Consider the following 12,262-nt stretch of genomic DNA (forward strand, 5'->3'; position numbering starts at 1 on the left):
CGATGCGCCGCACCGTCACCATTCTCGGAGCTACCGGCTCCATCGGCCGCTCGACACGCGCCGTCGTCGCCGAGAACCCGGAACGGCTGCAGGTTGCTGCAGTCGTCGCTGGCCGGGATGCGGCGGGTCTGGCGCGGATCGCCCGCGAGACAGGCGCAAGCTTCGCCGCGATCGCGGACGAGGGGCAGGGCGCAGAACTCGCCGCGGCGCTGTCCGGCAGCGGTATCGGCCACGGCGCGGGCCGGGAGGCTGTTCTCGAAGCGGTGGGGCGCGACAGCGACATCGTGGTCAGCGCCATCTCCGGAGCAGCCGGGCTGGAGGCGACCTTCGCCGCATTGACACCGGGCCGTGTCGTCGCATTGGCCAACAAGGAGAGCCTGGTCTGCGCCGGAGCTGCGGTGATGGCACGGGCGAGGGCGGTCGGCACCCGCATGCTGCCGCTGGATTCCGAGCACAACGCCCTGTTCCAGGTGCTGGGAGCCGAGCCGATTTCGGCAGTCCGCGCGATGACGCTGACCGCCTCCGGCGGCCCGTTCCGGACCTGGTCGGCCGAGCGGATCGCGAGTGCAACGCCCGAGCAGGCGCTGGCCCATCCGAACTATGCGATGGGTGCCAAGATCACGGTCGACTCGGCCAGCATGATGAACAAGGGGCTTGAGCTGATCGAAGCCTCGTTCCTGTTTGGGCTCGGCGCCGAGCAACTGGAGGTGCTGGTCCATCCGCAGCAGATCGTGCACGGCCTCGTCACCTTTCGCGACGGCTCGGTCAGCGCCGGCATGGCGGTGCCGGACATGCGCGTGGCGGCAGCCCATTGCCTCGGGATCGACGGCCGGCTCGATGCGCCGCCGAGCCGCTTCCTCGATCTGGTCGCGGCCGGCCCGCTCGCTTTCGAGCGTCCCGATCTCGTCCGCTTCCCGGCATTGCGTCTCGCCATCGCGGCCCTTGCGGAAGGGGGCGCCATGCCGGCCGTGCTGAACGCCGCCAACGAGATCGCCGTCGAGGCTTTCCTCGCCGGGCGGATTGGCTTTCCGGCGATTCCGGCGCTGGTCGAAGCCGTCTGCGCGCAGGCGGCAGGCGCGCCAATGCCGCCGCCAGCGGACGTCGCAGAGGCCCTCGCTGTTGACCACGATGCGAGAAACCGGACGCGCGCGCTCTTGTCCGGAGGCCGCTTCACTGTCACTTAGTGACGGAAGCCGGGAGAGTTTTATGGATATATTCGGATCGGTTTGGCACGCGGGCAGCTTCCTGCTTGGCTATCTGCTGCCGTTCCTGTTCGTCCTCACGCTCGTCGTATTCGTGCACGAGCTCGGCCATTTCCTGGTCGGTCGCTGGTGCGGCGTCGATGTGAAGACGTTCTCGATCGGTTTCGGCCGCGAGCTGTTCGGCTTCAACGACCGGCACGGCACGCGCTGGCGCTTCGCGCTGATTCCGCTCGGTGGCTACGTCAAGTTCTCGGGCGATGCCGATGCGGCCAGCTCGCCCGACGGCGATGCGCTCGTCGGAATGAGCCGGGAGGAGCGCGAGCGGTCATTCCCGGCCCAGTCGATCGGAGAGCGAGCGGCGATCGTCGCCGCAGGGCCGATCGCGAACTTCCTGCTCGCCATCCTGATCTTCGGCGCGACGGCGTATTTCATGGGCAAGCCGACTTTGGCTCCGCGCGTCGACAGCGTCACTGTCGGCGGGGCGGCGGCGCGCGCCGGTTTGCAATCCGGGGATCTGGTCCGCCTGGTCGATGGGCGCGAGATCAAGAGCTTCAGTGATCTCCAGCGTGCGATCTCGATCCGGCCTGGTGAAACCCTGCCCGTGACTGTCGAGCGTCGAGGCGCCACGATCGCCCTCTCGGTGACGCCCGATCTCGTCGAAACCTCGTCGCCACTCGGCAAGCAGAGGCTGGGGATCATCGGCGTGCAGGCGTCGGCGAAGCCGGAGGACTGGTCGACCCAGCATTTCAGCCTGGGCGAATCCGTCCTGCTCGGCATGAGCGAGACCTGGTTCGTGGTCGAGCGGACCTATGACTACATCGCCAAGCTGATCAAGGGTAAGGAATCGACCGACCAGTTGTCGGGGCCGATCCGCATCGCCCAGGTCTCGGGCATGGTCGCCTCCAGCGGCGGTCTCCTGGCGCTGATCAATCTGGCGGCGCTGCTGTCGGTTTCGATCGGGCTGATGAATCTGTTTCCGGTACCGATGCTCGATGGTGGCCATCTACTGTTCTATGCCATCGAGGCGCTGCGCGGAAAACCACTGAGCGAAAGGGCTCAGGAGATCGGCTTCCGATTCGGCCTGGGACTCGTCCTGATGCTGATGCTGTTCGTGACCTGGAACGACCTCGTCCATGTCCGTTCGCTGCTCTGACAACGCGGCTGTCGCTGTTGGTGCAAACTAGCTTGCACCGGGCTGACGGCGGTCATCGCCAAGGCCGCTGCGCGCTATGGATTATGGCTTTTTATGGCCCGTTTTCGTCACGTGACCCGGTTTTCTCGGCTGTGCGCGTGGCCTCCCGGCAACGACCTCCGCAAAAATCTTTTGTTAACGACAATGGCGGTTTGCACCCCGCGGGAAACTTTGTAGAAGCGTTTGGTCTTCAATGTCGCCGAGCCTCGCCCGTAGCGGGGTCCCCCTTATTCGGGGTGGCGACCCAAAGAATGGAATAGGCGACCCGATGACGTCGACGCTTCAGAGCCGGTCCTTGCGCATGCGGCTCTCTCGATCAGTCGGACTTGCGGCCATCATGGTGGCCGTCAGCGGTAGCGTGGTGTTCGCGCAGTCCGTACTTGTCCAAGGCAACCGTCGTGTCGATGCGGAGACGATCCGCTCCTATGTGACAGGGCAGGGCTCGAGCAACCCGCAGGAGATTCGCCAGAATCTCATGGCGACCGGCTTGTTCTCCAACGTTCAGGTCAGCCGCCGCGGCGCGCAGACCGTCGTCTCTGTCCAGGAGAACGATACGATCAATCGCGTTGCCTTCGAGGGTAACCGTCGCCTGAAGGGCGATGTCCTGCTCGGCCAGGTCCAGTCCAAGGCCCGCGGCCCGCTGAGCCAGCAGCTCATCGATGCCGACGTCGAGCGCCTCAAGGAAGTCTATCGCCGCGCCGGCTACGGCCTGGCCACGATCAGCGGTCGTATCCAGCCGCTGCCGAACGGCCGTTCGGACGTGGTCTTCACGGTCGTGGAGAGCGGCAAGACCGGCATCAAGTCGATCAACTTCGCCGGCAACGGCGCCTATTCCTCGTCGCGCCTGCGCGGCCTGATGACCTCGACCGAGTCGAACTTCCTGAGCTGGATCAAGACCTCCGATGTCTACGATCCGGACCGGATCAATTCCGATCTCGAGCTGGTTCGCCGCTATTACCTGAAGAACGGCTATGCCGACTTCCGGATCGTTTCGAGCGATGCGCGCTTCGACGATGCGGCCGGCGGCTGGGTCGTCGACGTCGCGGTCGATGAAGGTCCGCAGTACAGGGTCGGCAACGTCTCGGTCGATTCTCGTCTGCGCGACGTCGATCCGGCTGCTCTGCAGTCGCTGGTCAACACCTCCGCCGGCGATACCTACAATGCCGAGGCGGTCGAGCGTTCGCTGGTCACCCTGACCACCGAGGTGGCGAAGCGCGGCTATGCCTTCGCGCAGGTCCGCCCGCGCGGCGAGCGCGATGCAGCCGGTCAGCAGATCGGCATCACCTATGTGGTCGAGGAAGGGCCGCGGGTCTATGTCGAGCGCATCAATGTGCGCGGCAATACCCGCACCCGCGACTATGTCGTCCGCCGCGAGCTCGATCTTGGCGAAGGCGATGCCTACAACAAGGTCTTCGTTGACCGGGCCGAGCGCCGCCTCAACAATCTCGGCTTCTTCAACAAGGTTCGCATCACCAACGAGCCAGGCAGCGCGCCCGACCGCGTGGTCGTCAACATCGACGTCGAGGACAAGGCGACGGGTTCGTTCTCGGTCGCCGGCGGTTACTCGACCTCGGACGGCATCATCGGCGAGGTCTCGCTGTCGGAGTCGAACTTCCTCGGCCGCGGCCAGTATGTCCGTATTGCCGGCACGATGGGCCAACGTACCCAGGGCATCGACTTCTCGTTCACCGAGCCCTACTTCCTCGGTCACCGCATCGCGGCCGGCTTCGATCTGTTCTCGAAGTTCAACGACAACACCAATGTCGGCTATTTCGAGAGCCGTGTGACCGGTGGTCAGGTCCGTTTCTCCTTCCCGATCACCGAAGAGTTCTCGATCACGCCGCGCTATTCGATCTACACGACCGAGATCAAGATCCCGAACTCCTACTCCAAGCCGTACAACGACTGTAGCGTCCCGCTCGAGGGTATCACGCCCGGCACGTTGACCGGGACCCCCGCGTCGACCGCGTTCAACTGCTTGACGAACGGCGAAGCGACAGTCGCGGTCAAGGAAGCGCAGGGCACGACGCTGACCTCGCTGGTCGGCCTGAACTTCAACTACAACTCGCTCGACAACTACCAGAGCCCGCGCAACGGCTTCATCGCTGAGATCAAGCCGGAGTTCGCCGGCGTCGGCGGCGATTCGAAGTTCCTGCGCGTCAGTGCCGATGCGCGCTACTATCGCGAGTTCCTCGAGGACTTCGTCGGCATTGCGCGCGTTCAGGCCGGTCACGTTCAGGCGACCGGCGACGACCTGCGCATGATCGACCACTACTTCCTCGGCCCGACACTGGTGCGCGGTTTCGCGCCCTCCGGCATCGGCCCGCGCGACGTGCTCAACGACCCGACCGGCAACGCGCTCGGCGGCACCACCTATTTCGGTGGCTCGCTCGAAGTGCAGTTCCCGATCTTCGGTCTGCCGCGCGATCTCGGCCTGAAGGGTGCGGTCTTCGCCGACGCGGGCACGCTGTTCAACTATGACGGCGGCTCGAAGTCGGTCACCAACCCCAACTTCGGCGCCTGCCCTGCAGGTTCGGAAGCACGCCAGTTCAACGTTGCGATCGTCTCGGGCTTCCAGAGCAACGTGGCCTGCGTGCGCGACAAGAACATCATCCGCTCGTCGGTCGGCGTGAGCTTACTCTGGCAGTCGCCGCTCGGCCCGATCCGTTTCGACTACGCCTACGCCCTGTCGAAGGACGATGGCCAGTTCGGCACGGCGGTCCTTCCGAACGGCCAGACCATCACCGGCAAGTTCGGCGGCGACCGGACGCAGGCCTTCCGCTTCTCGGGCGGCGCCCGCTTCTGACCGGCGGGGCGCACGCGCCCCGCAACGGACCATCTTATGGCAGATCCCAGTTTCTTTCCGATCGCGACCTCGCTGTCCTTCAGCGAGGTCGCTTCCTTGTCGGGCACCGCCTTGCCGGAGGGCGTCGATCCGGAGCGCCGGATCGAGGGCGTGGCGCCGCTAGAGACGGCCGGCGGCAGCGATGCCGCCTATATGGACAATCCAAAATACGTCGAAGCGCTGGCCGCGACCTCGGCCGCGCTCTGCTTCGTGTCACCACGTTTTGCCGCACGCGTGCCGGCCGGGACGGTCGCCCTGGTCACGCCGGCGCCCTACCATGCCTTCGCCAAGCTGCTCTCGGTCTTCCATCCGCAGGCATTGCGGCCAGGCTCGATGTTCGGCTCGGCCGGCGTTGCACCAGGCGCCTTCGTGCATGCGACGGCAAAGCTCGAGGCCGATGTCACCGTCGATCCCGGCGCGGTGATCGGCCCCGGCGCCGAGATCGGCGCCGGCACCGTGATCGGCCCACATGCCGTGATCGGTCCGCAGGTCCGGATCGGGCGGCAATGTGCTGTCGGAGCCGGCTCGACGCTACAGGCGGCGCTGATCGGCAACCGCGTCATCATCCATCCCGGCGCACGGATCGGCCAGGATGGCTTCGGCTTCGCCATGGGGCCGAAGGGGCACATGAAGGTGCCGCAGGTCGGCCGCGTCATCATCCAGGACGATGTCGAGATCGGCGCCAACACGACGATCGATCGCGGCGCCAGCCGTGACACGGTGATCGGCGAAGGCACGAAGATCGATAATCTCGTTCAGATCGGGCACAACTGCGTAATAGGCCGGCATTGCGTCATCGTCTCGCAGGTCGGCATCGCCGGTTCCAGCACGCTCGAGGACTTTGTCGTGCTGGGCGGGCAGGTCGGATTGGCGGGGCATCTGACGATCGGGATGGGCGCGCAGATCGCGGCGCAGAGCGGTGTCGCCGGCGACGTCCCGCGTGGCGCGCGCTATGGGGGCTATCCTGCGCAGCCGGCACTGAGCTGGGCGCGCGAAGCCGCATTGCTCAAGCAATTGGTCGCCAAACGCGGCAAAGGCCCGGCTGGCGGCGAAAACGCTTGATCTCACGCCGGCTTCCGGCAAAACCAGCTTTTCATGACGGGTGGTGGCGAACGCCCCGCGTCGGCCGCGGGCGTCCGAGGAGAAACGACACGATGACGGATGCGACGAAAGCGCTCGGCGTGGCCGATATTCAGAAGATCATGGCCTGCATCCCGCATCGCTACCCGTTCCTGCTGGTCGACAAGGTCGTCGAGATCGACGGGGATGCATCCGGCGTCGGCATCAAGAACGTCACTTTCAACGAGCCGCAGTTCACCGGGCACTTCCCGGGCCGGCCGGTCTTTCCCGGCGTGCTGATGATCGAGGCCATGGCGCAGACAGCGGGTGTGCTCGTCGTCAGCGCGCGTGGCAGCGACGATCTCGCGGTCACCACCGTGCTGTTCACCACGATCGACAAGGCGAAGTTCCGCAAGCCTGTCGTTCCGGGCGACACGCTGCGCTTCCACCTCACCAAGCGGGCGCATAAGCGCAATATCTGGTTCTATCGCGGCGAGGCCAGGGTCGACGGCGTGCTCGTCGCCGAGGCCGAACTGTCGGCGATGGTCGTGTAGCGGGGAGATCGCGATGCACGCTCCCGTTCCCGGCCAGACGCAGGATTCCGCCATGAGCACCTCGATCCACCCGATGGCGATCGTCGACCCGTCTGCCAAGCTGGGCGCGGGCGTCAAGATCGGCCCGTTCTGTACAATTGGCCCGGATGTCACCCTTGGTGACGGCGTCGAGCTGATCAGCCATGTCGTAGTCGCAGGCCTCACGACGATCGGTCCGCGCACCAAGATCTATCCTTTCGCCTCGATCGGCCATCCGCCGCAGGACCTGAAATACAAGGGTGAGCCGTCGACGCTGACAATTGGCGCCGATTGCGTGATCCGCGAAGGCGTGACGATGAATCCGGGCACCGAAGGCGGCGGCATGAAGACCGTCGTCGGTGATCGCGGGCTGTTCCTGGCCAACTCCCATGTCGGCCATGACAGCATCATCGGCAACAATGTCATCTTCTCCAACAATGTGATGTGCGCCGGGCATGTGACCGTCGGCGATTTCGTCATCGTCAGCGGTGGTACCGGCCTGCAGCAGTTCGTTCGGATCGGCGATCACGCCTTCATAGGCGGCGGCTCCGGTGTCCTGCTCGACGTCATCCCGTTCGGGATGGTGCGCGACAATCCGGCTCATCTTGCCGGCCTCAACCTCGTCGGCCTCAGGCGCCGCGGCTTCTCGCGCGAGCAGATTCACGAATTGCGCCGCGCCTACCGCCTCCTCTTTGCCGACGAGGGCACGCTGTCCGAGCGGGTCGAAGATGTCGCTGCCGAGTTCGCCGAGCATCCGCTGATCCATGAGATCCTCGACTTCATCCGTGCCGGCGGCGACCGGGGGATTTCGGTGCCACGCGACGTGAACGCGCCCGAGCGGTGAGTACAGGGCCGGCCGACGCAACTGGCCGGCCGCAGGGTCGGCGTATCGCCGTCCTGGCCGGCCGTGGCGAATATCCGTTGCGGGTTGCGAGCGCCGCCGCTGCGCAGGGGGCGAGCGTCTATGTCGCCGTGCTCTCAGGCGCGGGTGAGCCGGACGATTATGCTGCCTACGACGCCAAGGAATACCGTCTGGGTCAGCTCGGGCGTTTCCTCGACGAGATCAAGCGCCGCAAGATCGACGAGATCGTCATGGTCGGCGCCTTGCCGCGGCCGAGCTTCGGTGCGCTGGCGCCGGAACTGTCGACGCTGAAATACCTGCCGCATTTCGCACGAGCCTTCCAGGGCGGCGATGATCACCTGCTGCGCGGCGTCGTCACCTTTTTCGAGGGGCAGGGGCTGCGCGTGCTCGGACCGGCCGATGTTGCGCCCGATCTCGTTGCGCCTGTTGGCACGCTGGGACGCCACAAGCCGTCGCCGATCGCGCGTGAAGCGATCGCGACCGGCTTCAATCTGCTCGCTGCGCTCTCGCCGTTCGACATCGGCCAAGCCGCGATCGTCGCCGACCATCGTGTCGTCGCCGTCGAGGCGGCCGAAGGCACCGATGCGATGATCGAGCGTGTTGCCGGGCTCGTCCAGGCCGGGCGCCTCAAGCCGGGCAAGGGCGATGGCGTCCTCATCAAGACGCCGAAGCTCGGGCAGGACCTACGGGTCGATATGCCGGCGATCGGTCCGGACACGGTGGCGCGCGTGGCGGCCGCAGGTCTCGCCGGTATCGCGATCAGGGCCGGCAGCGTTCTGATCGGGGACCGAGATCGGCTTGCGACGCTCGCGGACGCGGCAGGCCTGTTCATCGAGGGCGTGGCGTGACCCGCCCATTCAGACTCTTCATCATTGCTGGCGAAGCATCGGGCGATGCACTCGGCGCGCGCTTCGTGGCTCGGCTACGCGAGGTACTGGGCAAGCGGCCGCTCGAGTTGTCGGGTGTCGGCGGCGAGGCACTGATCGTCGAGGGGCTGCAGAGCGTCTTCCCGCAGGAGGACATCGCCGTGATGGGCTTCGGTCCGGTGGTGGCGCGCCTGCCATTGCTGCTACGCCGGATGTCGGATGCAGCGCACGCCGCCGCAGCCTTCAAGCCCGACCTGATGCTCACCATCGATGCGCCCGATTTCAGCGTGCGCGTCGCCAAGAAGGTGAGGCGGCTTGCGCCTGCCGTGCCGATTGCGCACTGGGTCTGCCCCAGCGTTTGGGCCTGGCGCCAGGGGCGGGCAAAGCGCATGCGCCCGCATGTCGACCGGATCCTGGCGCTGCTGCCCTTCGAGCCGGCCGCGTTGGCGCGCCTCGGTGGACCCGAGACCGTCTATGTCGGCCATCCGCTGATCGAGCGGCTGGAGGCTTACCGGCCCGGTCCGAGCGAAGCTGCGCAGCGTGATGATGCGGCGGCGCCGACGATCCTGGTCTTGCCCGGCAGCCGACGCTCGGAGATCCGGCACCTGATGCCGCCCTTTGGCGAGGCGATCGCATTGGTCGCCGAGCGGCTGCCGCAGGCTCGTTTCATACTTCCCGCCGTGCCGCGTCTGGCTGAGGAGATCGCGGCGCTCAGCGCCGACTGGCGCATCAAGCCGGAGATCGTCACCGGCGAGCCGGCGAAGCTGGCGGCATTCCGGCAGGCTCGAGCGGCGCTGGCCGCCTCGGGGACCGTTACGCTCGAACTCGCTTTGGCACAGGTGCCGACGGTCGCAGCCTATCGAGGCGCCGGCTGGGAGGCCGTGCTGGCGCGGCGCCTGATCAAACTGCCGACCGTGATCCTGCCGAACCTGATCATCGGCGAGAGCGTGGTGCCGGAATTCATCCAGGACGACGCTTCGCCTCAGGCGCTCGCCGAGGCGCTGCTCGCGGCAGTGGCCGAAGGGCCCGCGCGCCAACGCCAGCTCGACGGCTTCGCGACGGTCGAGCAGAGCATGCGCAGTGCCGGGCCGAGCCCGGCGGCGAACGCCGTCAATGCGGCGGTCGCCCTTGTTCGAGACCCTGTCAGCGCTTAGTCGTCACTCGACGACGGCGCCGGACGCCTTGGCGATCGGTCCCCATTTCGCCAGCTCGGCCTTGACGTGCTCGCCCAGTGCCTCTGGTGTCGAGCCGACGATCACGGCGCTGATATCCTCCAGGCGCTGCTTCACATGCGGGTCCTTCACGGCCGCGTTGGCGGTCGCGTTGAGCTTGTCGACGATCGGGCGCGGCAAATTGGCCGGGCCGAACAGCGCGTTCCATGTATAGGTCTCGTAGCCGGCAAGCCCGCCCTCGGCGATGGTCGGCAGGTCCGGGAAGGAGGAGACGCGTTCCTTGGTGGTGACGCCGATGGCGCGCAATTGGCCGCTGCGGATGAACTGGGCCGAGGAAGGCAGGTTGTCGAACATGATCGGCACGGCGCCGGAAACGACGTCGTTCAGCGCCGGGCCGGCGCCGCGATAGGGCACATGGTTCATGCTGACGCCGCCGAGCGACTTGAACAGCTCGCCGGAGAGATGCAGCGGCGTGCCGACGCCGGAGGAGGCGTAGGAATACTTGCCCGGGTTGTCCTTCAGCAGCTTGATCACCTCCGGCACGGTCTTGGCCGGGAAGCTCGGATGCACCACCATGACGTTCGGCACGACCGCCAGCAGCGAGATCGGCGTGAAGTCCTTGACGGCGTCGAAGGTCACGGTCTTCAGGATCGCCGGATTGAGCGCATGGGTCGCGATCGTGCCCATCAGAATCGTATAGCCATCGGGCGTGGCCCGGGCGACGGCCGTCGAGCCGATATTGCCGCCGGCGCCGGCACGGTTGTCGATCACGAAGGACTGGCCGAGCAATTCGCCCATCTTCTGGCCGACCAGGCGCGCGACGATGTCGGTCGAGCCGCCGGCGGCGAAGGGCACGATCAGCGAGATCGGCCGCGTCGGAAACGGCGCCTGGGCGGACACGGAACCGGCCGCGCCCACGAAGGGCAGGGCGGAGGCGCCGGCGAGGAATCCGCGGCGGCTGAGACCTTCGGTTGTCGACATGAGCGGTGAACCTCTTTTGTGGGTCGGCGACTGTAGCGTACCAAACGCAACCGTCATCTGCGTCAGATGCATCAATAAGCTGAAACAATAAAGGCCGCGACGGAGTTCCGTCGCGGCCTCGCTTGTCTCGAATCTACATTTTTCAGCGGCGACCGATCGGCGTGTAGTCGCGCTTCGGTGCGCCGGTGTAGAGCTGGCGCGGACGGCCGATACGCTGGGACGGATCCTCGATCATCTCCTTCCACTGCGCGATCCAGCCGACGGTGCGCGCGAGCGCGAACAGCACCGTGAACATCGAGGTCGGGAAGCCCATCGCCTTCAAGGTGATGCCCGAATAGAAGTCGATGTTCGGATAGAGCTTCTTCTCGATGAAGTACTCGTCGTGCAGCGCGATGCGCTCCAGCTCCATGGCGACGTCGAGAAGCGGATCGTCCTTGACGCCGAGTTCGGCCAGGACCTCATGCGTGGTCTTCTGCATGATCTTGGCGCGCGGATCGTAGTTCTTGTAGACCCGGTGGCCGAAGCCCATCAGGCGGAACGGATCGTTCTTGTCCTTGGCCTTGGCGACGTATTTCGGGATGTTGTCGACGCTGCCGATCTCCTCGAGCATCTTCAGCGCTGCTTCGTTGGCGCCGCCATGCGCAGGGCCCCACAGGCAGGCGACACCCGCCGCGATGCAGGCGAAGGGGTTGGCGCCGGACGAGCCGGCGAGCCTGACCGTCGAGGTCGAAGCATTCTGCTCATGATCAGCGTGCAGGATGAATATGCGGTCCATCGCGCGCGAAAGCACCGGATTGACCTTGTACTCCTCGGCCGGCACGGCAAAGCACATGCGCAGGAAGTTCGAGGTGTAGTCGAGCGAGTTGAGCGGATACACGAAGGGCTGGCCGATCGTGTACTTGTAGGCCATCGCCGCCAGTGTCGGCATCTTCGCGATCATCCGCATCGAGGCGATCATGCGCTGCTGCGGATCGGAAATGTCGGTCGAGTCGTGATAGAAGGCCGACATGGCGCCGACCGAGGCCACCATCACAGCCATCGGGTGCGCATCGCGGCGGAAGCCCTGGAAGAAGCGGGCCATCTGCTCGTGCACCATGGTGTGGCGCGTGACGCGATAGTCGAAATCCGCCTTCTGCGCAGCGGTCGGCAACTCGCCGTAAAGCAGCAGATAGCAGGTTTCCAGGAAGTCACCGTGCTCGGCGAGTTGCTCGATCGGGAAGCCGCGATAGAGCAGGACGCCCTCGTCGCCGTCGATATAGGTGATCTGCGACTCGCAGCTTGCGGTCGAGGTGAAGCCGGGATCGTAGGTGAACATCCCGGTCTGGCCGTAGAGCTTGCCGATGTCGATGACTGAAGGCCCGATCGAACCCGTTTTGACCGGCATGTCGACGGCCTTGCCCTCGACAGTCAACTGGCTGGTAGTTCCGCTCATGGATCCGATCCTTTCAGGCTCGTTCTTCAGTCATATTTCCGGTCGGACGGACGCGCCGGCTGCCTGTCGCATTCCGGCG

10 protein-coding genes are annotated in these 12,262 nt (G+C 65.7%); 8 read left to right on the forward strand and 2 right to left on the reverse strand.

Going from position 1 to position 12,262, the window contains the following annotated elements; genetic code table 11:
* Positions 1–2 precede the first annotated feature (2 nt).
* The 8 genes from dxr to lpxB all read left to right on the forward strand — a co-directional run bounded on the left by dxr (position 3) and on the right by lpxB (position 9,752).
* Positions 3–1,184, forward strand: a complete 1,182-nt coding sequence (gene dxr / locus B6S44_RS03710) for a 1-deoxy-D-xylulose-5-phosphate reductoisomerase (protein ID WP_129155380.1) — start codon at positions 3–5, stop codon at positions 1,182–1,184.
* Positions 1,185–1,206: 22 nt separating this feature from the next.
* Complete coding sequence (rseP, locus tag B6S44_RS03715) at positions 1,207–2,355, forward strand: RIP metalloprotease RseP (RefSeq protein WP_129155381.1); 1,149 nt, start codon at positions 1,207–1,209, stop codon at positions 2,353–2,355.
* 307 nt (positions 2,356–2,662) lie between these two features.
* Positions 2,663–5,200, forward strand: coding sequence for an outer membrane protein assembly factor BamA (bamA, locus tag B6S44_RS03720; protein ID WP_465246080.1), 2,538 nt, complete (start codon positions 2,663–2,665; stop codon positions 5,198–5,200).
* A gap of 36 nt (positions 5,201–5,236) precedes the next feature.
* The gene (gene lpxD / locus B6S44_RS03725) at positions 5,237–6,301 is read left to right on the forward strand and encodes a UDP-3-O-(3-hydroxymyristoyl)glucosamine N-acyltransferase (RefSeq protein ID WP_129155382.1); all 1,065 of its coding nucleotides are present in this window, start codon (positions 5,237–5,239) and stop codon (positions 6,299–6,301) included.
* A gap of 92 nt (positions 6,302–6,393) precedes the next feature.
* Positions 6,394–6,852, forward strand: coding sequence for a 3-hydroxyacyl-ACP dehydratase FabZ (gene fabZ, locus B6S44_RS03730; protein WP_110489539.1), 459 nt, complete (start codon positions 6,394–6,396; stop codon positions 6,850–6,852).
* Positions 6,853–6,904: 52 nt separating this feature from the next.
* Positions 6,905–7,714 (forward strand): acyl-ACP--UDP-N-acetylglucosamine O-acyltransferase, encoded by an 810-nt coding sequence (gene lpxA, locus B6S44_RS03735; protein ID WP_129155594.1) that lies wholly within the window; start codon positions 6,905–6,907, stop codon positions 7,712–7,714.
* Positions 7,711–8,580: an LpxI family protein gene (locus tag B6S44_RS03740; RefSeq protein ID WP_129155383.1), complete on the forward strand. Its 870-nt coding sequence runs from the start codon at positions 7,711–7,713 to the stop codon at positions 8,578–8,580. Before lpxA ends, B6S44_RS03740 begins: the two co-directional genes overlap by 4 nt.
* Complete coding sequence (gene lpxB / locus B6S44_RS03745; RefSeq protein WP_129155384.1) at positions 8,577–9,752, forward strand: lipid-A-disaccharide synthase; 1,176 nt, start codon at positions 8,577–8,579, stop codon at positions 9,750–9,752. The genes B6S44_RS03740 and lpxB overlap by 4 nt, the downstream gene beginning before the upstream one ends.
* 3 nt (positions 9,753–9,755) lie before the next feature.
* On the opposite strand, the gene B6S44_RS03750 is transcribed toward lpxB, so the two are convergent.
* Both B6S44_RS03750 and gltA read right to left on the reverse strand, forming a co-directional pair.
* On the reverse strand, positions 9,756–10,751 hold the full coding sequence (locus B6S44_RS03750) for a Bug family tripartite tricarboxylate transporter substrate binding protein (protein WP_129155385.1): 996 nt from the start codon (positions 10,749–10,751) through the stop codon (positions 9,756–9,758).
* Between the two features lie 142 nt (positions 10,752–10,893).
* Complete coding sequence (gene gltA / locus B6S44_RS03755; protein WP_129155386.1) at positions 10,894–12,183, reverse strand: citrate synthase; 1,290 nt, start codon at positions 12,181–12,183, stop codon at positions 10,894–10,896.
* Positions 12,184–12,262 lie beyond the last annotated feature (79 nt).

This window comes from Allobosea sp. Tri-44, assembly GCF_004123845.1.
Taxonomy (GTDB): Bacteria; Pseudomonadota; Alphaproteobacteria; order Rhizobiales; family Beijerinckiaceae; genus Allobosea.